We start from the raw sequence: 23,823 nt of genomic DNA, 5'->3' as shown, positions 1-23,823 counted from the left end.
AGAGACTTGGGAGAAAATCGGAATGACATCTCTGCGAATTTTCCTCATTGTCTTGTTAGCGGTGCTAGTCGTCAGAGTGGGAAATGTGTTTATCAATCGTATTTTCAAGTTGAAATGGAAAGGTCCGCTCCGTCATTCGGAACGAAGAGAAATCACGCTTCTCCGACTGCTGCAGAACACGCTGTCTTATATCGTTTACTTTTCCGCTATCTTGGCAATCCTGTCCTACTTCATGGATATAAGAGGGCTTCTCGCTGGGGCCGGGGTGCTTGGGCTTGCAGTCGGATTCGGGGCACAAAGTTTAGTGAAAGACGTCATTACCGGCTTTTTCATCCTTTTCGAGGATCAGTTTTCCGTCGGGGATTATGTGAAGATTGGATCGGCAGAAGGAACGGTTGAGGAAATTGGATTGCGGACGACGAAGGTCAAGTCGCCGACGGGGGAAGTGTCCATCATTCCGAACGGCGGCATTACCCAAGTGGTCAATTATTCATTGGAGAACTCATTGGCCATTGTCGATGTGCATATTCCTTTTGAGGCCGGCATCGACAAGACGGAAAGCTTGATGGAGAGCTTTTTGGCCAATTTGCCGAGCGGACATGAAGAGTTCATCACGGCGCCCAAGCTGATCGGTGCCCAGGAATTCACCGATACCGATATGACAGTCCGCATTATTGCGGAGACGCAACCGATGAAGCACTATGATTGTGCGCGCGTGATTGCAGTTGGCTTGAAGAAATATTTGGATTCGGAAGGGATTCAAATCCCTTACCCGACACTCATCACGAAATCATTTACCAGTTCATAGGAAAGGGATGTGGGAAGGATGAAGGAATTTGGCCTGCACGATATTGTAGAAATGAAAAAACAACATCCGTGCGGAACGAATGCTTGGAAAATCATCCGCATGGGTGCCGATATCCGCATCAAATGCGAAGGCTGCGGACATAGTGTCATGATTCCACGAAACGAATTTTCCAAAAAGATGAAAAAAGTGCTAGTGAAAGCCGAACCAGAGGCTTGAACGGATAGACATCCCGGTTCGTTGTCCTTATAATGGAAGAGTTGACTACGAAATCAATTGAATTGATATATATGGAAAGGTTGTGGAAACAATGGCGTTAACAGCTGGGATTGTCGGCCTGCCAAACGTGGGGAAATCGACGTTGTTCAATGCAATTACAAAGGCAGGGGCGGAAGCGGCGAACTATCCGTTCTGTACGATCGATCCGAACGTCGGCATCGTCGAGGTGCCAGACGAACGGTTGCAAAAGTTGACCGAGTTGGTCACTCCGAAAAAGACGGTACCGACCGCGTTCGAATTCACCGATATTGCAGGGATCGTCGAAGGGGCGAGTAAAGGGGAAGGGTTGGGAAATAAATTCCTTTCCCATATCCGGGAAGTGGATGCCATTTGCCAAGTCGTCCGTTGTTTTGCGGATGAAAACATTACACACGTCTCCGGGAAGGTCGATCCAATCGCCGATATCGAAATCATCAACTTGGAATTGATCTTGGCTGATATGGAGAGTGTCGACAAGCGTTTGGTCCGCGTATCGAAGATGGCCAAACAGAAAGACAAAGAGGCCATGATCGAGGAACCGGTTTTATTAAAACTGAAAGCGGCGTTCGAAGAAGAGAAACCGGCGCGTTCGGTGGAATTGTCCGAGGATGAGTACAATGTCGTCAAAGGCATGCACTTGTTGACGATCAAGCCGATGCTCTACGTGGCGAATGTATCGGAAGATGAAATTGCCGACGCGGACAACAATGAATATGTCCAAGCTGTCCGGGAATTTGCGGAGAAAGACAATGCGCAAGTCATCGTAGTGTGCGCGAAGATTGAGGAAGAAATGGCGGAGCTGGAAGACGATGAGAAAGCCATGTTCCTTGAAGAGCTTGGCATCAAGGAGTCAGGATTGGATCAATTGATCAGAGCTGCTTACCATCTTCTCGGGTTGGCCACGTATTTCACAGCGGGCGTGCAAGAAGTCCGGGCTTGGACTTTCCGCAAAGGGATGAAAGCGCCGCAATGTGCGGGCATTATCCATACCGACTTTGAGCGCGGGTTCATCCGGGCAGAAACTGTCGCCTACGACGATCTCGTAGAAGCAGGCTCCATGGCATCTGCCAAAGAAGCGGGGAAAGTTCGCCTCGAAGGTAAAGAATACATCGTCAAAGACGGAGACGTCATGTTGTTCCGCTTTAATGTTTGATTGAATAGTAAGAAGCCCTGCCGTGGAATACCGCGGCAGGGCTTTATTTTTGAGGAGGCTGGTAAATTTCTGGGGTGCGCTCATAAGTCGAGGTCTCGTGCTTATAACTCTGCGTTCCACGCCCATAAGTCGAGGCTCTGTGATTATAACTCTGTGTCTCGCGCTCATAAGCCATCATCACCTTATGATTCACGTCCACCACCCCAGTTCCCACCCTCAACTCACTCCTGTACTTTCCTTTGCTCAGGTCTGAATAAATACAGCTTAGGCATTTGGGGATCATCTTTCACAAGCCACTCATCCGGCAACTTCCGCAGTTCCCGGTACATGGCAAAGTCCCCCGCCGCCCCGCCGATCAGGAAAGCGGCGAGCCCCAACAGAAGGCCGTTGCTCATGGCGAGCCCGGCAATGGCCGGCACCACTCCCGTTGTCCAGAATGGCAGGAGCAATGCTTTTCGGATGGCCCGGTTCGTCATCAACTGGTCGGTAGTGGCATAGGCGACCCCCATCTTCCAATTGACCCCGACCACCATCCGCTTCCAGGGCACGTTGCCAAAAATGCGGAATCCAAGCAAATGGAATCCTTCATGCAATACGATCAATACTACATAACCGACGATAAATAACAGTGTATTCCAGAGCGTGATCTCGATTGAAAAGCCTTTATCGATCAATATTTTCGTCACGAATAAAAGAACTAGGGACACTCCTGTCAGCAGCATACTGAACTTCGCCACTTTTGGCAGATCTAGTTCCACAATATGATCCGGACTGTTTTGTTCATCCATCCTACCCACCACCTACCTCGTTGTAAAGGTGACAGTCACCTTTATAAATCTGAAACGATTCAGAATCATTTTTAAATTGTTTAGGTGACTGTCACCATTATACAAGAAAAAAAGTTGTAAGCCTAACGGAGATGTGATAGAATGTGTTGATGTGAGTAATAAACATTACTTACTCCTTGCCCGCTGGTCACAGCAGGGCCCAAGTCCATAAGGAGGTGACTGAAGATGAGAACGTACGAAATCATGTACATTATCCGCCCAACGGTAGAAGATGAGGCGAAAAAAGCATTGATCGACCGTTATGATGAAATCCTTACTTCGAATGGAGCGGAAATCATCGAGTCGAAAGAGTGGGGCAAGCGCCGTCTTGCATATGAAATCGACGACTTGCATGAAGGTTTCTACCAACTTGTAAAAGTGAACGCAGGAACTGAAGCAATCGATGAGTTTACACGTCTAGCGAACATCAACGAAGATATCCTTCGTCATATGGCTGTTCGCCTTGAGAAATAATTCAAATAGAGTGGCACTTACAAAATGATGAGGGAGGTTGAATTGTATTGATTAACCGAGTTGTTTTAGTAGGAAGGTTGACCAAAGATCCGGAACTCCGTTATACGCAGACAGGCATTGCCGTTGTCCGCTTCACATTGGCGGTCAATCGGGCTTTCCAGAACCAGTCAGGTGAACGGGAAGCGGATTTCATCAATTGCGTCGCATGGCGGAAACAGGCCGAGAACATCGCGAACTTTTTAAAAAAAGGCAGTCTTGTCGGAGTGGATGGCCGTATTCAGACGGGCAGCTTCGAAGGACAAGATGGCAAGCGCGTGTACACAACAGAGGTCGTTGCCGACAGCACGCAATTCTTGGAACCGCGCAATGCCAGTGCGAACACGGAAAGAGCCGGATCGTACCAACAAGGCGCACCGTCTTATGGCGGCCAGCCGCAGAACAACCAACCTTACTACCAGCCAAATCAACCACAACACCAACCGAGTCAGCAAAACTATACACGTACCGATGATGATCCGTTTTCGACAGGCGGTCCGATTGAAGTATCAGATGACGACCTGCCGTTCTAAGACCGGGCAGCAGCGGACGAATCTAAGTGAATAAGGAGGGAATACGATATGGCACCACGTCGTGGAGGCAAAAGACGCCGTAAAGTTTGTTATTTTACATCTAACAACATTACACACATTGATTATAAAGATACTGACCTACTCAAGAAATTCGTTTCTGAGCGTGGAAAAATCTTACCTCGCCGTGTGACAGGAACAAGCGCGAAGTACCAACGTAAGTTGACAACTGCAATCAAACGCGCACGTATCATGGCACTTCTTCCTTTCGTAGCGGAAGATAAATAATTTCTTTCATCATGACCGCCTTGTCAGTCCGGCACATCCGGCTTACAGGCGGTTTTTTGCTCTTTTTATTTTACTATTTGACGGGAATGTATGTTCTGTTTTTGGTCTAAATGAAAAAAGCATGATACAATTGAAAGATTGAGGGAAATAAAATCAGAACAGGTGAATGTCAGGTTCCCTGCTGCTGACCGGAGGAACGAACCTATGCCAGATAATGCAAGAAAGATCACATATGGAGCGATGATGATTGCACTCTTTGCCATCTTGCTTGCGGTCTCTCTCTATGTGCCCTTTATCGGAAATGTGACGATGCTCTTCATCCCATTGCCGATCCTGTTATACCGGCTCACCTATGACCGGGCATCGTCCCTGCTCGTTACGTTTGCAGGCGTGCTGTTGTCAATGTTGGTCGGGGGGCTCTTCCTGATTCCGCTCGCTTTTATCCTCGGCCTGCTCGGTTTTGTAATTGGAGAAACCGTCAAGTTGGGAAAATCGAAATTGTATATCTTCATGGCAACTGCTTTGTCTTTACTCATTACTACTATCCTTATGTATGTAGGGGCCGTTTTCTTATTCCAATTCAACTTTGTGGATGAACTGTTCCGCATCCTACGCGAAATGCAAGACCAAATGACGGAAACAATGAGGACGTTTGGCGGACTGCCGGAGGGCTACGAGCAGATGATGGAATCGACGTTCACCATGTACGAGAACACCATCCCGGCCATTTTCATCTTGGGGATCTTTTCAGTCGCATTTATCCTTGTCTCCTTGAATCTGGCGGTGGCTCGGCGTCTGCGGCATGAAGTCCCGAAATTTCCGCCATTCCGGAATATGAAACTTCCCTTCATTACTGCGGTCGTTTATGGAATACTAATCCTGATCACCCTTTTTGTCAAAATGGAGCCGGGTTCCGACCTCTATTTGATGACGATGAATGCGACCATCATCTTGCGGGTCCTATTCTTGTTGCAAGGGATTTCGTTGATCCATTACTATATGCACACGATGAAGGTCCCGAAGGCCGTGACCGGGCTGCTGACGGTCCTAGCGCTATTGCTAAGCCCGATGACGACATTCCTTGGAATTGTGGACACGGGCGTGAATATTCGTGCCTGGATCGGAAGAGACAAGACAAAGTAAGGAGCTGGGAACGATGACATCTTTTTTTAGAATAAGAGCAATCCGGTATCCATTACTAGCCCTTTCTCTTCTTGGTGTCTTGGCGGCCGTGTTGCTGTTCTTGTCCAATTTCTGGTTCGGTCTTTTGTACACCGTCCTGTTCGCCATCTTCATCGGGGCTGCATGGAAAGCGGAAGAGCGCACCTACCTCGAAACGGAAAAACATATCGAAACCCTGTCGTACCGCATGAAAAAGGTCGGCGAAGAAGCATTGTTGGAAATGCCGATTGGAATCATTTTGTTGAATGAAAACCAGGTGATCGAATGGGCCAACCCTTTTGCCGCCAAGATGTTCAACATGGAAACGTTGATCGGCGAAGAATTGTTCAGCTTATCCGACCAATTCGAGCCTTTGGTGAAAAGTGAAACATCCGAGCATTCCCTGCTGACGATTGGAGATCGCTCGTATAATATTTTTTATAAAGTGGAAGAAAAACTTATTTATTTATTTGACGTCACAGAACAAGTAGAGATGGAATCGTTGTATGACGCGGATCGGACCGTGCTCGGCATTCTACTCGTCGATAACTACGACGAGGTTGCCCAGACAATGGACGACCAAACGCGAAGTCAGCTCAACTCTCTTGTTACCTCGTTGGTCAATGATTGGGCAACGAAGAATGGAATCTTCGTGAAACGAATCGCCTCCGACCGGTTTCTCGCCGTTTTCAATGAAGGGACCTTGGTGGTGCTGGAGAAATCGAAGTTCTCCCTTTTGGATGAAATCCGGGAAACGACAGCGAAACAGAGCACTTCCCTGACGCTCAGTATCGGGGTTGGAACAGGATCGGACTCCCTCATTGAGCTGGGAGAACTGGCGCAATCCAGTTTGGACTTGGTGTTAGGCCGGGGCGGCGATCAAGTCGCCATCAAACGGTCCGACGGCAAGTTGAAGTTTTACGGTGGGAAAACGAATCCGGTGGAAAAACGGACGCGTGTCCGGGCACGCGTCATCTCCCATGCGTTGCGCGATCTAATCCAAGGGAGCGACAAAGTGTTTGTCATGGGGCATCGCATGCCGGATATGGACGCGATTGGCGCATCCATCGGTGTCAGGAAGATGGCTCGCATGAATAATGTAGAAGGATATATCGTCATCAATTTCAATGAGCTGGATGGTAGTGTCACGCGGTTGATGGATGAAATCGAGGGCGAGCCGGAGCTTTTCCGGCAATTCATCAGCCCGGATGAGGCATTGGCGATGATGACGAGTAAATCGCTCGTCATTGTAGTCGATACCCATAAACCGAGCATGGTCATTGATGAACGGATTGTGGACAAGGCCGAGAAAATGGTCGTCATCGATCATCATCGACGCGGTGAGGAATTCATCAAAAACACGATGCTTGTCTATATGGAGCCATATGCCTCGTCAACTGCCGAACTCGTTACGGAATTGATCGAATATCAACCAAAACATGAGAAGCTGACAATGCTCGAATCAACCGCATTGCTAGCCGGTATCATTGTTGATACGAAGAGTTTTACGCTCCGTACAGGTTCGAGGACGTTTGAAGCGGCCTCTTATCTTCGGACGAACGGGGCGGATACAATTCTCGTTCAGCGCCTGTTGAAAGAGGACATCGACACGTATGTCAAACGGGCAAAATTGATTGAGACCGTCGATTTAGACGACGATGGTATTGCCATTGCCACCGGGGCGGATGGGGTTGCCTACGGTTCGGTCTTGATTGCACAAACGGCCGATATCTTGCTGACGATGCAAGGCGTGACGGCATCGTTTGTCATTGCACCGCGTGCCGACGGAAAGATTGGTATCAGTGCCCGGTCTTTAGGTGAATTCAATGTCCAGTTGATCATGGAAGAGCTGGGCGGCGGTGGGCATCTGACCAATGCGGCCTGTCAATTGGAAGTCGATTCAGTAGAAGAGGCCGAAGAAATGTTAAGAGCAGTCATTCAAAATCATACGGAGAGGGGAAATTGAGATGAAAGTGATTTTCTTGAAGGACGTAAAAGGGACAGCGAAGAAGGGCGAAATCAAGGAAGTGTCTCCTGGATACGCACAGAACTTCCTGTTTAAAAATAATGTGGCTGTTGAAGCAACGCCAGGAAACTTAAGCAAATTGGAAGGCCAGAAAAAGCGTGCCGCCCAAGATGCTGCTGAAGAGTTGAAAGAAGCCCAAGCCTTAAAAGAGAAGCTGGACAATATCACCGTCGAGATGAAGGCGAAATCGGGAGAAGGCGGACGCCTCTTCGGATCGATTACAACGAAGCAGATTGCGGAAGCTCTAAATAAAAGCGAAGGCATCAAAGTGGACCGTCGGAAAATGGAATTGCCGGATGCCATCCGTGCGCTTGGTTACACGAATGTCCCGGTGAAACTGCATCCAGAAGTGACGGCAACTTTGAAAGTCCATGTAACCGAAGAATGATAAGGAGATAGTACGATGGACCAGATGATCGATCGCGTCCCCCCACATAATAACGAAGCGGAACAGTCGGTCATCGGAGCAATTTTCCTTGAACCGCAAGTGCTCATCACAGCGGCGGAAATCCTCACGCCAGAAGATTTCTACCGGATGGCGCACCGGAAAATTTTTGATACGATGATCGGCTTGAGTGATAAAGGCCAAGCCATTGACGTCGTTACGGTAACTGAAGAATTATCGGCTAAAAAGGAATTGGAGGATGTTGGCGGCATCTCCTATTTGACGGAGCTGGCCAATGCCGTTCCAACCGCTGCCAACATTGTCCACTATGCAAAGATTGTAGAAGAGAAAGCTTTACTGCGCCGTCTGATACGGGTAGCCACTTCCATTGTCGAGGATGGCTATACGAGAGAGGACGAAGTCGAGGCGCTTTTATCCGAAGCAGAAAAGAAAATGATGGAAGTCTCCAATCGCAAAAATGCGGGTGATTTCCGTCATATCAAAGACGTGTTGGTCGAAACATACGACAACATCGAGCTACTTCATACACGTAAAGGTGAAGTGACCGGGATACCGACCGGCTTCCGGGATCTGGATAAAATCACTGCCGGTTTCCAGCGCAATGACCTAATCATCGTTGCCGCCCGCCCCTCCGTCGGGAAGACGGCGTTCGCATTGAATGTGGCACAAAATGTTGCTACGAAGACAGATGAGAATGTAGCCATCTTCAGTTTGGAGATGGGTGCCGAGCAACTCGTCATGCGGATGCTTTGTGCGGAGGGCAATATCGATGCGCAAGTGCTGCGGACCGGAAACCTGGAGGCGGAAGACTGGCGGAAGTTGACAATGGCTATGGGAAGCTTATCCAATGCGGGGATCTTCATCGATGACTCCCCCGGAATTCGGATCAATGAAATCCGTTCCAAATGCCGACGTCTCCAGCAGGAACATGGCCTTGGCATGATCATGATCGACTATTTGCAATTGATCCAAGGAAGCGGTCGTTCCGGAGAGAACCGCCAGCAAGAAGTTTCCGAGATTTCCCGTTCCTTAAAGGCGCTCGCCCGTGAGTTGAAAGTGCCTGTCATCGCATTGTCCCAGCTATCCCGTGGCGTGGAACAGCGTCAAGACAAGCGTCCGATGATGTCGGATTTACGGGAATCGGGAAGTATCGAGCAAGATGCTGATATCGTTTCGTTTCTGTATCGTGAAGACTATTATGATAAGGAAACAGAGAATCAGAATATGATTGAAATCATTATAGCCAAGCAGCGGAACGGTCCGACTGGTACTGTAACACTCGCCTTCGCCAAGGAATATAACAAGTTTGTCAATATCGACTGGAGCCAGCATGCCCCAGCAGCGTATTAAAATTGCAAAAACACGAACGTCCAGATAAAAGATCGGGATGTTCGTGTTTTTTAATAGGGTTGTATTGCCTAGTTGATTGTGTTGATGATTTTGATCTATCATATAAGGGACACCTCTTCCAATTAGAACGAGGTGTTTTTCCTATTATAAAAATTGCTAGCAACGTTAGGGATAAACTGAAAATCCAATATAGCATATCAGTGTTAAATTACTGAAAATAAAAAGTTTGGGGTGATTATCATTAACAGACATATTAGCATAGCTATTATTGCTGGAAGAGAAGAAACGGCAGTGGGTTTAACAAAACAACTAAGGAACTTAATTGGTGATTATATTTCATTTTCCCCCTTTTCAATGGAGCAGTGGTCTAATAATACGACTAAATTTGATTTGGTTTTAGTAAGTACACAAACTATGTTTATGCATAAAGGTTCTCTTAATATTAATATGGACACTGAGATTCTTTATATTAGAAGAACGTTATTAAAAGACAGTTGGGAAAAGTTGCTTTCCCTTACTCCAGGAAAAGACATTCTATTAATTAATGACAATAAAGATTCCGCGGTGGAAAGTATTTCATTATTATATGAATTGGGAGCTAGACATATCAAGTTTATCCCAGCATATCCGGGCATGAAGAATGTGCCCAATGTTAGTGAGGCAGTAACTCCTGGAGAACAAAATGAAATCACAGAGAATGTAAAAAGCCTTATCAATATTAAGGAGCGAGTAATAGATACAAGTACAATTGTAGACATATTATCTCGGTTCGATTTATTAAATAGCGAATTACGAAAAAAAATGAAGGACTATTCCGATAAAATTGTTCCCAGGTCAATTGGTTTACAAACAACAATGCAAAATCTTATGGACAACACAGATTATTTAACGCAGACGTTAAATAATGTTCAAGATGGAGTAGTAGCTTTTGATGCAAGTAATAAAATTACCATCTTTAATAAAGTGGCGGAACATCTCTTTCAGCAAAACTCTTGGGATCTTATAGGGAGAAAAATTGATTACTTACTAAGCACTGTTAGTAAAGACTTTACAAATTTAAATGATATAAAACATAAGGTATGTTTTATTAACAAGCAAAAGGTGATTATGAATGCAGTTTTTTTACAAGGAGATAACAGTAAAGATTTAGGAGGTATCATTACTTTTAAAATTGCAAAAGAAGTAGAAGAACTGGAAATCAAGTTACGTTTGAAGATAAAAGAAAGAGGACATGTCGCGAAATACAAGTTTACTGATATTATTTCAAAGTCAAATAAGATAGAGAAACTAAAAGGGCTAGCTAATAAAATGTCAAGAAGTGATTCTAATATTTTAATAATAGGAGAAAGTGGAACAGGAAAAGAATTATTTGCTCATTCAATCCACAATTATTCTTCTAGAAACCTATTTCCTTTTGTTGCGGTAAATTGTAGTGCTTTACCGGAGAACTTATTGGAAAGTGAATTGTTCGGTTATGATGAAGGTGCTTTTACTGGAGCAAAAAAAGGGGGAAAACAAGGACTATTTGAGCAAGCACATAAGGGAACAATTTTTTTGGACGAAATTGGTGATATTTCACCTAATATGCAGAGTAGGTTATTGCGTGTGTTACAGCAAAAAGAAGTTCTAAGGGTAGGCGGAACCAAAGTAATCCCAGTAGATGTACGAGTAGTAGCGGCTACGAATAAGAATTTATTTCAATTAGTTCAAGAAGGAAAGTTCAGGGATGATCTATATTATCGCTTAAAAGTTCTTCAATTGGATATCCCACCATTAAGAGATAGGATTGAAGATATTTGGCCCCTCACAAATCACTTTATGTTGAAAAGAGGGGCAAGCCTGATATTCAGTTCTGAAGCAAAACATTATTTTGAGACCTATAACTGGCCGGGTAATATAAGAGAGTTAGAAAATGTAATTGAATATTTATCTATAATGTCCAATGGAGAAATAGATAAAAAAGATCTCCCATTTTCAAACTTATCCTTGGAAGAGGTTAAGAAAGAGGAAGAGAATGATAAAGGCCTACGTCGATTATCCAAACAGGATATAAAACAATTTTTGTTAATATTAATTTATGAAATGAATCAGTATGGACTGTCGGCTGGTCGAAGATCATTATTAAAAGAAGCAAGGGATAATGGCATCAGTATTAGTGAGATGGGGATTAGAAAAGAATTAAAAATACTAGAGGAGGAGGGATATATCTCCATCGGCAAAGGTAGGTCTGGTTGTTCATTAACAAATAAAGGAATTGAAGTAGCACAATTATGAATAATAATTGGGATAACAACGGGATTATAATTGGATTAAATCCCGTTGTTATCCCCTTTTTTTATTCCTTTACACCATTTATTACTGAATTAACTGAACATTTATCTTGGCACAGTTCTTGCATATAAGTTTATGAGGTGAACTTTTATAATAAGTAGGGGGTTGTTTTTGAATGGTTAGTAAATCTGGGGAGGTGAAGCAATTGGATTATTGTAAGCCGATGGAAAGCAGTAAAGAGATAGAGTTAACAAAAACTCTTATCAAGTATAAAGCAGTGAAACCAAATGAAATCAATTCTTGTATGGATTTTTGTTCTGCCTGGTTGCAAGAACATGGTATGAACGTTGAGGTATTAGAAAATGAAGGACTTAAAATAATTGTTGCAAACTTGCCGAATAAAAATAAAAGTCTCCCAAAAGTAATTTTAAATGGACATATTGATGTTGTCCCAGGAGGAGAGGGTGTTTTTCAACCAAGAATAGAAGATGGTAAATTATACGGAAGAGGAAGCTATGACATGCTTGGCGCGGTTGCGACTATGATGTTAGTCATGAGTGATCTTACGAAGAGGGACAACCTCAAATATAATGTTTCCTTAGTTCTAGTTCCTGATGAAGAAAAGGGAGGAGAAAACGGCAGTAAATTTTTAGTCGAGAATGGATATTTGGCGGATTTTGTAATTTGTGGAGAACCTACTAATTACAATATTTCCATCCAAGCCAAAGGTGTTTTACAATTAAAAATTACCGTAAAGGGAAGGTCTGCCCATGCGAGCCGACCATGGCAAGGGGACAATGCTATTGAAAAAGCGATGGAAGTCTATCGAAAAATAAAAAATTTACCATGCTTTCAGGAAACAAACACCTTTTTTCCAAAGGAATCTTTTAATCTTTCCACTATTATTGGCGGAGGGGTGATCAATCAAGTCCCTGATGTATGCTCTTTTGATCTGGATATTCGATTACTTCCGGAGCAAAATCCAGAAGAGATTTACAATCTTATCAAATCTGAGGTTCAAGGTGCAGAAATCACTTTACTGAAAATGGGTGTACCAGTCTTGGTTGATGAAGATAATATTTTTGTTAATCAATTAAAGACTATTGCTAATAAGGTAACAAAAAAAGATATCCATTTTATCGGTCAATACGGAACGGCTGATACAAGATTTTATTCAGAATACGGTGTTTCCGCAGTAGAGTTTGGACCGGCGGGAGCAGGCCATCATGGACCAGATGAATTTGTTTATGTGCAATCTCTAATTAATTATAGAAAGATATTAAATGATTTTTTACTACATTCCAGGAGGGAAACTTTATGAAACTAAAAAATAAAACAGCAATTGTGACAGGTGCTGGTTCAGGAAATGGCAGAGCTATCGCATTAAAATTCTTCAGTGAAGGGGCAAATGTTGTTATTGCAGACTTGAATGAGGAAGGTGCACAAGAAACCTTAAGACTAGCGGGCGCTGAGAGTAATGGATTAGTGATTAAAATGGATGTCACAAAGAGAGATGAAGTTCAAAGAATGATCGATGAAACGGTACGTACTTTTGGAACGATAGATATTTTGGTAAACAATGCAGGAATCGTAGGTTTCACACCTTTTTTGGAATTGGGCGATAAAGAATGGGATCAAGTTCATGACGTAAATTTGAAAGGGCCTTTTTTATGCTCACAAATTGCTGCCAAAGAAATGATTAATGCAGGTAATGGCGGAAGAATTATTAATATTACATCTGTGGAGGCTCATGTAATTGTGTCAAGTAGCGGAAAATGCCAACCACATTATAATTCGTCAAAAGGAGGATTAAATTTATTAACTAAAGCGATTGCAATAGAACTGGCCCAATACGGTATTACGGCAAATAACATTGCACCTGGAGTGGTAGAAACACCTTTTACAGCGTCGGGATTAAGTAATCCAGAAGCGAAACGTTGGGTATTAGATCGTTTGCCTGTAGGCCGAATTGGTAAACCAGACGATATTGCCAATGCCGCATTATTTTTAGCTTCCGACGATTCTAGTTATATGACGGGAAGTACCGTTTTTGTCGATGGCGGCTGGACAGCAATTTAATGCTTTTGATTGGGTTGAGGGAGCCTCGACCATTTCCTATGGAAATCCATCAGGCTCTTCATCACCCCTGTCGAAAAAGCTTACGAGGGAGGATTACGAAATTGAATTTAAATGCTGATACGTTAAAAGATTTTATTAATGAAAAGAAAATAGAGTCAATGATTGTAGCTGGGATTGATATGCAGGGAAAATTATTTGGGAAAAAGATTCCGGCCAAACACTTTCTGGATATTATGAATGAAGGCGTTTACACGTGCGCTGTAAACTTGGCGTGGGATGTAAACTTGAACTTCTTGGATAACTATGATTTCTGTAGTATGGAAACGGGCTTGCATGACATCAAACTAGTACCTGATTTGACAACGTTGCGTCTTTATCCGGGGGTTGAGAAAACAGCGATCGTTTTGGGGGATCTGTTCGAAAAAAATCAGGAACCGGTTACGGTTGCTCCCCGGAATATATTGAAAAAGCAGATTGAAAAAGCGGAGGGTCTTGGTTTCAAGGCATTTGCCGCCTCGGAGTTGGAGTTTTATGTATATAAGGAAAATCATGATTCGGTAAGGGAAAAAGGCTTTAATAACTTACAACCTCTCTCTCCCTATCCAATCGATTATTCTATTTCCCGTTTAAATATAGATGATTGGTTTTTAAGTAAAATTGTAAATGAGTTTGAAAAGGCGGACATTGATATCGAATCGGTTAAAGGAGAATTGGGGAAAGGTCAGTATGAGATTAACTTTAAGTATAGTGATAGCCTAACAATGGCCGACCAGACAGCGATATATAAAAGCGGCACAAAAGAGATTGCAGCGGTAAATGGCCTCTTGGCAACGTTCATGGCGAAACCGGATACGAATGATGCTGGAAGTAGTGGGCATACACATATCAGTCTTTGGGATAGTAACGGTGAAAACAATCTGTTCTATGATCCAAGCAGTACAGATGGATTATCCAAGATTGCTAAACACTTTTTGGCCGGAATGTTAGAACTGACGCCTGAACTGATGGTGCTATATGCCCCTTATATTAATTCCTATAAGAGGATTATAAACACTGGTGGTGCTCCATCGACAAATACATGGGGAATCGATAATCGTACGACTGCCTACAGAATTGATGGGAAAAACAACTCCTGCAGGGTTGAGAACAGAATTCCTGGCGCAGATGCCAACTTTTATTTAGTCATGGCGGCGTGTTTGGCATCCGGTCTATACGGAATAGAGAATGAGCTGGAATTGCCGTCCATGACGACTACTGATGCTTATGTGGACCCGAACGTGCCTCAACTTCCTACTAACTTGGTAGAAGCATTGGACCGCTTTAAAACTAGTGAAAGGGTCAAGGAAATTTTAGGCGAAGACGTGGTGAAACATTATACAACCGCTGTTGAGAATGAGATAAGGGATTATTTCTTTGAGGTCACGGATTGGGAGAGAAGGAAGTACTTGGAGCATATCTGAATAGTGGAGGTTATTATGAGAAATTGGGATTATCTATGGATAAATGGAAAGCAAAAAGAGATTAGCGAGTCAATAGCTGTTTTAAATCCGAGGAACGAAGAAGTGATCGGATATGTACCCTTGGCAAATCTTGAGACAGTGGAAGAGGCGATACAAGCAGCGACAACCGCCTTTCCCGATTGGTCCAGTCTATTGGGAGAAGAACGCTCAAATTATTTGGAAGGTTGGGCAAATCTAATAGAGGAGCAGGAGCAATCATTAGCAGAGTTATTATCATTGGAACAAGGAAAACCCTTAAGCGAAGCAATAGGTGAAATTAAGGGAACTTGTGTTATCATTCGATGGTTTGCCCAAGAAGGTAAAAGAATATATGGTGAGATTCTTCCTTCAATAGGACAAACCCAACAATTAATGGTTTTACAAAAACCGGTTGGATGTGTAGGTTTGATCACTCCTGCCAATGTTCCGGCAGCTATATTGGCAAATAAGGTGGCACCCGCACTAGCAGCAGGATGCACTTTCGTGTTGAAGCCGGCAGATCAAACGCCGATGATCGGACTTGCATTAATTGAATTACTTAATAAAACGGGTATCCCGAAGGGCGTTGCAAATATTGTAACGGGAAATGGAGAAGAAATTGGGCAACGGATTGTTGCCGACCCGCGCCTCAAAAAAATTGCATTTACGGGTTCAACGGTAGTGGGAAAAAAGATTGCTGCACAAGCTTCTAATTCAATTAAAAGATTAACGCTTGAACTGGGTGGTAATGCACCAGCAATTGTATGTAAGGATGCAAATATTGAGGATGCTGTCGCTAAAATTATGTCAAATAAATTCGAGAACTCAGGGCAAGTTTGTAATGGTATAAACGTTGTTTATGCGCATGAGTCTATAAAAGAGGAAGTTGTAAGATTATTAAAAGAAAAAGTGGAAGGGCTTTCTTTTAATACTCATACCAATCCTCAAGGTACGATTGGCCCCTTAATTGACAAGTCTTATATTTTAAGAGTCGAGACTATTGTTAAAGACGCGAAAGAAAAAGGGGCGTCCATTCTTGTTGGTGGTAATAAATCTGATACGGCGGAAACATCAGAAGGCTATTACTTCGAACCAACATTAATAGATGATGTAACTCAAGAAATGAGCATCACTCAAGAAGAAGTGTTTGGCCCTGTGTTGCCTGTTTCCAGCTTTAGCAGCGAGGAAGAAATTCTTGAAGTGTGCAACAACATTACAAATGCTTTAGCGGCCTATGTCTTTACTTCGGATCTTCAAAAAGTAAATGTCATGATGAACCAACTCGAGTTTGGAAGTATAGGTATTAATCAAACCTCCTTGGCATTTCCACAAGCCCCGTTTGGCGGCCTAAAAGAAGGCGGCATTGGTCGGGTAGGTGGAAGAAGAGGATTAGAGGAATATTTGGAATTACGTTATATAGCTTTAACAACATAACCTGGAGAGGTGAAATGAAAATATGCAAGTACAAGATACAAGTGTAAAGGTGGAATCATATGCTCAACAAGAATTAAACCAAGATACAGGATATAAACAAGAACTAAATCGTGCATTAAGTCTTAAGGATTTGATCATATACGGTCTCATAACGATGCTTCCGATAGCACCCATTCAAGTATATGGCACAATAGCAAAAGGAAGCCTTGGAATGGTTCCGTTAGTTTATTTGGTTGGGATTATAACTATGATGTTTACAGCGTTTAGTTATCGTTCCATGAGTCAAGAATTTCAAATCTCGGGTTCAACCTATTCTTATGTTCAGCGTGGGTTGAATCCCCATTTAGGCTTTTTAACGGGATGGTTAATTGTCATAGATTATCTGTTAGTTCCCTCCTTGCTTACGCTATTTGCAAGTATATGGATGAATAGCATTGTGCCAGCCATTCCCGTTTTCCTATGGGTGATTACATTCGTTGCAATCAATACATTCATTAACGCTAGGGGAATCACACTGGCCGCTAAAACGAATTCAATATTCTTGGTATTCGAGATGATTGCCGTTTTGTTATTTATCGTTTTTGCGATTAAGTTTGTCTTCATTGATGGAAATGGAATGGGAGGATTCTCTTTAGCTCCAATCTTCCAAGCCGATGTAATCGATTTAGGCTTTATAGCTACGGCCACCTCGATTGCTGTGTTCGGGTTTTTGGGATTTGATGTAATCAGTACACTTTCGGAAGAAGCTAAGAATCCATCTAGAAATATTGGTCGGGCAACCATCCTTGCGTTACTGATCATAGGGATAATATTTATGGCACAGACTTACATGGCGTCATTGGCACACCCTAACTTTGAAGATCTAGATGTTGATATGGCGTTTTTTGATATTGCGAGAGAAATAGGCGGCAACTTTTTATATTATCTTTTCCTTATTGTTGGTGTTTTCGCAGTTGGTATTGCCAATGCACTTGTTGTACAGTCTGCTATTTCAAGGGTTCTCTATTCGATGAGTCGTGATAAGGTCATTCCATTTTCGGGCGTATTGTCAAAAGTACATCCCAAATACAAAACTCCATTCAATGCAACTATCTTTGTCGGGATTATTACAATCATCATCGCTTTATTTGGTTCGGTTGAGGAAGTTCTGAAGCTAGTGAACTTTGGGGCTCTTACATCCTTCATGATGCTGAATCTAACAGTATTTGTTTACTTCTTTATCAAAAAGAAGAGAAGAGATGTAAAGGGCACTTTTAAATATTTAGTGATGCCTTTAGTCGGTTTAAGTATTTTAACATACGTTTGGAGCGGTCTAGGAACACCGACATATATTGTAGGTTTCAGTTGGCTGTTCATCGGAGTTGTCATTGGATTTATAAAATCAAAAGGATACAAAGAAGTGCCAACCACTATGAAGGGTTTATAAACATATAATGGAGGGATTTCATTGGGGAGTGACAAACTATGGAAGTGGACAGCTGTAGAACTTGCCGAGGCAATTAGAACAAAGAAGGTATCCTCCCGGGAGGTTACTTTAAGTTGTTTAAATCGTATTGAAGAAGTTAACCCAAAAGTAAACGCGCTTGTGGAAGTTTCTTCAGATGAAGCCCTAGCAAGCGCGGATGCTGCTGACCGGGCGATAAGCGCAGGAAAACCTCTTGGTTCCTTACATGGAGTACCAGTTTCAATTAAGGTAAATACCGACGAAGCTGGTCACGCAACAACGGAAGGGCTTCCAGCTTTTAAGGATAATGTTGTTGGAACGGATAGTCCGCAGGTCGCAAATCTTCGGAAGGCTGGAGCTATTTTTGTGGGTCGAAGCAATACACCTTCTTTTTCGTTCAGATGGTTTACAAATAATGAACTACATGGCAAAACCCTCAATCCTTGGAACAATTCGCGAACACCTGGAGGGTCCAGCGGCGGGGCTGCCGCCTCGGTAGCCACTGGCATGACACCTATCGCACATGGGAATGATTTAGCAGGTTCTCTTCGTTATCCCGCTTATGCGTGTGGAGTGACAACTATCCGCCCTACTGTGGGACGTGTACCCAGTTGGTCCAGTCTGGGTTACAGCCTGTCCATCCAAAGTATGGGTGTCCAAGGGCCAATAGCTAGAACAGTGGGTGACCTTCGTTTAGCCCTTGCAAGTATGAGTAGGTTTGATCCGGGTGATCCGGCTTTTGTACCAGCTCCTTTAATCGGTAAGCCGCTGCCCCGCCCTATCCGTGTAGGATTATTGAGGGATGTCGGCATAGCAACACCAACTTCCGCAGTTAATAAAGCTTTGGATGAAGCTGCAGATCGGTTATCGGATGCAGGTTATATTGTGGAGGAGGTAGAGTTGCCCCTCTTCGACGAGGCTTTTAAGCTTTGGCATTTGCTTTGTTTGGAGGATTTTAGACAAGCTATGCCGTTGGTTGAACAATTTGGTGATGAAGAGATAAAACAATCAGCAAAGAACTGGTTCACTGTGAACGAGGAATGGTGGGGAGAAGCACCACAACTTTCCGATATACTCGGCGGTTATCAGCAACGTGGTGCACTTATCGTTCAACTTCAACAGTTCCTTGAGAAGTATCCATTATTACTGCTTCCAAATTCCGCCGAACAGGCATTTGAGCAAGATGCGGATATTATTAGTACAGAGCGTACGCGCCATGTAGTGGTAGCACAATGGCCGATGATTGCGGTAGCACTTTTTGGGGTTCCTGCAATCTCAGTTCCGACATCTGTTGAAGATGGCCTTCCTATGGGTGTTCAGATTGTCGGTCGAAAATTCCGGGAGGATACCCTATTTGAAGCAGCTGAAATTATTGAAGCACATGCTAGCATAGCAACACCGATTGATCCAAGGTAAACATGAAACCAGTGTTCGAGCACTGCAATTTGGCGGAGTAGTATGAATTTAATAGGTGTGCGGGAACCGGGCGCCTGCGCACCAAGCAAATAGCAATTTGGAGATAAAAGTATAAAGGGTGAAAAGGTATGAAAGAACTCCTGAAACAACTTCATAAAGCGATTGATGAAACGAAAGAAGAAATGATTACAATTCGCAGAGACCTACATAGACATCCTGAACTCTCATTTCAAGAAGAAAGGACACCGAAAATAATTGCCGATTATTTGGAAGAGTTGGGTGTGGAGGTTCGTCGAAATGTTGGAGGAAGAGGGGTTGTAGGAATCTTGAAAGGGGGATTACCTGGCAAAACAATCGCTTTAAGGGCAGATTTTGATGCACTTCCTATTCAGGAAAAAACAGACGTGCCCTATAAGTCTACTGTTCCAGGTGTTATGCATGCATGTGGTCATGATGGACATACAGCCGCATTGTTGGCAACGGCCAAAGCCCTTGCGAAGAATAGTGATAGTCTACCGGGTAATGTTGTATTTATTCATCAATTTGCGGAGGAAGTAGTTCCTGGGGGAGCAAAGCCCATGATTGAAGATGGATGTCTTAATGGCGTAGATGCCGTGTTTGGATGTCATCTTATGAGTGGAATGCCATTTGGTAACGTGTATTACCGAGAAGGATATATACAAGCGGCGGCTGATACTTTTGCCATTCGGGTAAAAGGAAAAGGCGGACACGGGGCTACTCCACATAACACAGTAGATCCAATTATTATTGGCTCGCAAATCGCCATGAATCTCCAAACAATTACAAGTCGCAGGCTTGATCCGTTGAAAGAATTGGTAGTATCAATCGGCTCCTTTCACGCAGGCGAAGCATCTAACGTAATTCCTGATAGTGCCGAACTAACTGGAACTGTCCGTTCCTTTGACCCCGAAGTAAGAAGTATGGCAGAAAGGAGCCTGAAAAAAATCGCCTCCTCGGTAGCGGAAGCGAATGATGCAATAGCGGAAATTTCGTATGAAAGAGGATATGACTCACTATGGAACCATTGTGAAGAAACAAAAATTGTAAAAGAATCCCTTGAAAATGTTGCAGAAGTAAAGGAAGTACTTGAAACACCGCCAATAATGCCGAGTGAAGACTTTTCTTACTATACTCAACAAGTTCCTGGATCATACTTTTTCATAGGAGCTCAAATGGAAAACCCATCCGATGTATTTCCACACCATCATGAAAAATTCAATTTTGATGAACGGGCGATGACGATTGCCGCGAAAGGTTTCTGCTCAATTATTCTATCTAGCCAACAACAGACGTTTGTGAATTAAATACAAAAAGGGGTGTAGAAGATGTACGCAAAGATCAATGGTACAAGAATCTATTTTGATGTCGAAGGGATGGGCAGTGTACCCGATGGACCTATTATGAGGCAAAAGCCTGTTTGTTTTGTGCTACACGGAGGTCCGGGTGGGGATCATACCTTATACAAGCCTTATTTGACACCTCTATCTGAGATGATGCAGCTCGTCTATATCGACAATCGTGGAAGCGGCTTTTCGGATGAAGGGCCCCAATCGACGTATACGCTGGAAAATAACGTGAAAGACGTGGAAGCGCTACGGGAACATCTAGGCTTGGAAAAAATCGTGATTTTAGGACAATCATACGGAGGAATCACAGCTTTAAGCTATGCCGTAAAATATCCTGAGCGAATAGCAGGCTTGGTCCTTATAACCACATCTTCAAGCCACCGTTTCCTAGAGCGATCCTATAAAATACTGGAGGAAAAAGGGACCGAACAGCAGAAAAGTATTGCGGAGAAGGCTTTGGGTGGTAAATTCGAATCGAACGACGAATACTTTAAGTACTTGGAAGAGACTGGTTCCCTTTATTCGCACGCCATTAAAACAGCTCCGCCCCCAACTCAAGAAGAAATCCGGATGATGCAAGATGCCATGGCCAGATGCAAAGTTAATTATCAGGCGGCAAACGAAGGATTCCGGGAGGGAGGATTTTTGAGGAGTTACGATGTCACTGATCAATTACAGAAGGTAACTTCTCCAACACTAATCATTTCGGGTCGCCATGATTGGATTGCTCCTGTCCAAGAGGCGGAGGAGATGGCAGAAAAACTCCCCGATAATGAGTTAGTGTTCTTTGAGCAGAGTAGTCACATGGTTATGAGTGATGAATACGAACTATTCATCTCCACTGTGAAAGAGTTTGTTGATAGAAGATTAACAGAAAAAACGTTTGTTAGTTGAATTTTATTTTAGGATTTCAAATCGGTCAAGAAACTGCTGACGGAATGGGGACTGTCGAAATCGGGCAGTCCTTGTCTTTTGTCGTGAAGGCCGTAAAAACCTCAAACACTTATAATATAATCCCCCTTCAATCGCTTATAACAGGGCCACGAAGTTCCTATAGAAGGGTGCCCTCTCACCTTTTTCCCTATCCTATCCACAAAAATAAAGAATAACAAAGAATTCTCATGCTATTTATCCTGCGAAAAAACCAATTATATGGTATAAACTATTAAAAATTGGATGCAATGATACAATTGCATTACAAAATGGTTGTTTTGCCCAAGTGTCTTGCTAACTATGATAGATTGGAGAAGTGTGAAAAAAGATATACCGATGTAATTGGATTTACAACAGAACGAGTTGTATAGAAAGTACCCGGTCAGATGAGCTGACGGCAGGGTGTTACAGATCGGTTGAACAATGGAAGGAGTACGGAGGATCCATGTTTTCCAAGGAAGTCCGAAAAGGAAATAGGATAGCAAAGGCATTTCCAAAATTCATACTTATCGCTGTATTGTTAACGGGGATTGGATTGAACGTAGGGTTTGCCAACGAACCGGAGAAAGACAACCTGGCAACAGTCTATCATGTCTATACCAATGATGAATACATAGGCAAGATTTCAGATAAAGAGAAGATTGAACAATTGAAAGAACAGAAACTAGAAGAAGCTGCTACACAATATGAAGACCTGCAATTGAAAGTAGCAGATCTATCGGTTATTCCGGAAAAAGTATTTGAAACCGGCTCCGAAGACGATACAGTCCTGGATACCTTACAGGAAAAAATGGCTGTCGAAGCGGAAGCGGTTGGCATTCTCGTTGACGGAGAACCAGCTCTCTATGTAAAAGACATGGATGCATACCGAAATGTGATCCGAGATCTGAAATTGCAAACTGTCACAGAAAAGGAACTCAACGCATTCGAGAAACGCCAAGCGTACAATGAACCTTTACCCCCTTTGAAAGAGAATGAAACACGCGTTGCGGATATTATGATGAGCAGCGACATCCAGGCGGACGAAGGACAAGCCGCACCGGAAGATGTGTTGAATGTGAAAAAGGCCGTTCAGCTATTGAACAAAGGGACATTGGAAAATAAGAAATATGTCGTTCAACCAGGCGATGTCCTAGGAAAAATAGCGGCAGCTCATGACATGACGACCAAACAGCTATTGGAATTGAATCCGGACTACAAGGCGGATACCGTTCTGCAGCTGGGTGATGAGTTGAATGTTACGAAGTTTGAGCCGTTCGTTGAAGTGGAAGCTCATTTCGAATCAAAACGGAAAGAGCCGATCCCCTTTAAAACAATAAAAGAGCAGGACAAAACCCTATTAAAAGGGGAAAAGAAAGTAACGCAAAAAGGCGTTGACGGAGAGAAAGTCGTCACCGAATTGATTCGCAAGCAAAACGGCGAAGTGGTTGGGCGCTCCATCCAAGAAGAGACAGTCACCGCAGAACCGACGGATAAAGTGCTGGTCGTCGGCACGAAAGTGATCGCCTCGCGAGGGACAGGTTCGTTCGTATGGCCGGCAGTCGGTGGTTATATCTCAAGCCATATGGGATCACGCTGGGGTCGGACGCATCTCGGAATCGATATTGCCCGCCCTTCCAACCGGACGATCAAAGCTGCCGATAATGGTGTCGTCACTGCTGCGGGTCCAAGCGGTGCATACGGAAACCGTATTATTGTCAGCCACAAAAATGGCTATGAAACGTTATATGCACATTTGTCTTCCATTGATGTTAGTGTCGGACAAACCGTGGCACAAGGCGCGAAAATCGGCGTCATGGGTTCCACGGGCCGATCCACCGGCGTCCATCTCCATTTCGAAGTATTGAAAAACGGAGAAAACATCAATCCAATGAGTGTTTTGAAATAAAATGCGGGGGCTGTCCAAAAAGGACGGTCCCTATTTTTTATCCCCCCGATATGTGTCTTAGCCTATGCCCTTCATCCCGTTTGCGAACTATTCGACAAAAAACGGGAAATATTGCCCGGGAAATAGCATCGAAAAGTCTTGATAGCACGTGCGAAACAGCACAAACAGTGATAGAGTTAAAGGATGACCACAACATCTA

Annotated in this window: 21 protein-coding genes; 20 read left to right on the top strand and 1 reads right to left on the bottom strand. The window is 43.6% G+C overall.

The features are described 5' to 3' along the window. Positions 1-22 precede the first annotated feature (22 nt). From MKY41_RS18400 to ychF, 3 genes are all read left to right on the top strand, one after another. Positions 23-808: a mechanosensitive ion channel family protein gene (locus tag MKY41_RS18400; RefSeq protein WP_340746445.1), complete on the top strand. Its 786-nt coding sequence runs from the start codon at positions 23-25 to the stop codon at positions 806-808. An 18-nt stretch (positions 809-826) separates the two neighbouring features. Further along, positions 827-1,024, top strand: coding sequence for a DUF951 domain-containing protein (locus MKY41_RS18395; protein ID WP_041072384.1), 198 nt, complete (start codon positions 827-829; stop codon positions 1,022-1,024). A gap of 91 nt (positions 1,025-1,115) precedes the next feature. After that, a complete protein-coding gene (ychF, locus tag MKY41_RS18390; RefSeq protein ID WP_340746444.1) occupies positions 1,116-2,216 on the top strand; it encodes a redox-regulated ATPase YchF in 1,101 nt (366 codons plus the stop codon). Positions 2,217-2,437: 221 nt separating this feature from the next. Here the strand turns inward: ychF and MKY41_RS18385 are convergent, their stop codons facing one another. Beyond that, on the bottom strand, positions 2,438-3,004 hold the full coding sequence (locus MKY41_RS18385; protein ID WP_340746443.1) for a DUF3267 domain-containing protein: 567 nt from the start codon (positions 3,002-3,004) through the stop codon (positions 2,438-2,440). A 225-nt stretch (positions 3,005-3,229) separates the two neighbouring features. Between MKY41_RS18385 and rpsF the strand changes: the two genes are divergently transcribed. The 17 genes from rpsF to MKY41_RS18300 all read left to right on the top strand — a co-directional run bounded on the left by rpsF (position 3,230) and on the right by MKY41_RS18300 (position 23,624). Continuing rightward, a complete protein-coding gene (gene rpsF, locus MKY41_RS18380; protein ID WP_041072381.1) occupies positions 3,230-3,517 on the top strand; it encodes a 30S ribosomal protein S6 in 288 nt (95 codons plus the stop codon). A gap of 47 nt (positions 3,518-3,564) precedes the next feature. Continuing rightward, complete coding sequence (gene ssb / locus MKY41_RS18375; RefSeq protein ID WP_340746442.1) at positions 3,565-4,086, top strand: single-stranded DNA-binding protein; 522 nt, start codon at positions 3,565-3,567, stop codon at positions 4,084-4,086. Positions 4,087-4,134: 48 nt separating this feature from the next. After that, positions 4,135-4,371 (top strand): 30S ribosomal protein S18, encoded by a 237-nt coding sequence (rpsR, locus tag MKY41_RS18370; protein ID WP_340746441.1) that lies wholly within the window; start codon positions 4,135-4,137, stop codon positions 4,369-4,371. A 204-nt stretch (positions 4,372-4,575) separates the two neighbouring features. Next, positions 4,576-5,514, top strand: a complete 939-nt coding sequence (locus MKY41_RS18365) for a YybS family protein (protein WP_340746440.1) — start codon at positions 4,576-4,578, stop codon at positions 5,512-5,514. 13 nt (positions 5,515-5,527) lie between these two features. Then, entirely contained in the window at positions 5,528-7,498 is a 1,971-nt protein-coding gene (locus MKY41_RS18360) for a DHH family phosphoesterase (protein ID WP_340746439.1), read from the top strand. A gap of 1 nt (position 7,499) precedes the next feature. Continuing rightward, positions 7,500-7,946, top strand: a complete 447-nt coding sequence (gene rplI, locus MKY41_RS18355; RefSeq protein ID WP_041072372.1) for a 50S ribosomal protein L9 — start codon at positions 7,500-7,502, stop codon at positions 7,944-7,946. Between the two features lie 15 nt (positions 7,947-7,961). Next, positions 7,962-9,314: a replicative DNA helicase gene (dnaB, locus tag MKY41_RS18350; RefSeq protein WP_340746438.1), complete on the top strand. Its 1,353-nt coding sequence runs from the start codon at positions 7,962-7,964 to the stop codon at positions 9,312-9,314. A gap of 231 nt (positions 9,315-9,545) precedes the next feature. Beyond that, positions 9,546-11,588, top strand: coding sequence for a sigma-54 interaction domain-containing protein (locus MKY41_RS18345; RefSeq protein WP_340746437.1), 2,043 nt, complete (start codon positions 9,546-9,548; stop codon positions 11,586-11,588). 172 nt (positions 11,589-11,760) lie between these two features. Then, a complete protein-coding gene (locus MKY41_RS18340) occupies positions 11,761-12,906 on the top strand; it encodes a M20 family metallopeptidase (RefSeq protein WP_340746436.1) in 1,146 nt (381 codons plus the stop codon). Continuing rightward, positions 12,903-13,664 (top strand): SDR family NAD(P)-dependent oxidoreductase, encoded by a 762-nt coding sequence (locus tag MKY41_RS18335; RefSeq protein WP_340746435.1) that lies wholly within the window; start codon positions 12,903-12,905, stop codon positions 13,662-13,664. Before MKY41_RS18340 ends, MKY41_RS18335 begins: the two co-directional genes overlap by 4 nt. A gap of 101 nt (positions 13,665-13,765) precedes the next feature. Next, positions 13,766-15,124 (top strand): glutamine synthetase family protein, encoded by a 1,359-nt coding sequence (locus MKY41_RS18330; RefSeq protein ID WP_340746434.1) that lies wholly within the window; start codon positions 13,766-13,768, stop codon positions 15,122-15,124. A 15-nt stretch (positions 15,125-15,139) separates the two neighbouring features. Next, entirely contained in the window at positions 15,140-16,576 is a 1,437-nt protein-coding gene (locus MKY41_RS18325) for an NAD-dependent succinate-semialdehyde dehydrogenase (protein ID WP_340746433.1), read from the top strand. A gap of 22 nt (positions 16,577-16,598) precedes the next feature. After that, entirely contained in the window at positions 16,599-18,002 is a 1,404-nt protein-coding gene (locus MKY41_RS18320; protein WP_340746432.1) for an APC family permease, read from the top strand. Between the two features lie 21 nt (positions 18,003-18,023). After that, on the top strand, positions 18,024-19,436 hold the full coding sequence (locus tag MKY41_RS18315; RefSeq protein ID WP_340746431.1) for an amidase family protein: 1,413 nt from the start codon (positions 18,024-18,026) through the stop codon (positions 19,434-19,436). Between the two features lie 128 nt (positions 19,437-19,564). Further along, positions 19,565-20,761, top strand: a complete 1,197-nt coding sequence (locus tag MKY41_RS18310) for an amidohydrolase (RefSeq protein ID WP_340746430.1) — start codon at positions 19,565-19,567, stop codon at positions 20,759-20,761. 21 nt (positions 20,762-20,782) lie between these two features. After that, entirely contained in the window at positions 20,783-21,697 is a 915-nt protein-coding gene (locus MKY41_RS18305) for an alpha/beta fold hydrolase (protein ID WP_340746429.1), read from the top strand. Positions 21,698-22,181: 484 nt separating this feature from the next. Continuing rightward, on the top strand, positions 22,182-23,624 hold the full coding sequence (locus tag MKY41_RS18300) for a peptidoglycan DD-metalloendopeptidase family protein (RefSeq protein ID WP_340746428.1): 1,443 nt from the start codon (positions 22,182-22,184) through the stop codon (positions 23,622-23,624). The last annotated feature ends 199 nt before the right edge of the window (positions 23,625-23,823 follow it).

Origin of the sequence: Sporosarcina sp. FSL W7-1349, assembly GCF_038003045.1 — a bacterium.
GTDB lineage: Bacteria > Bacillota > Bacilli > Bacillales_A > Planococcaceae > Sporosarcina.
The sequence above is the reverse complement of the archived record's forward strand: the minus strand, read 5'-3'. Positions and strand labels throughout refer to the sequence as shown.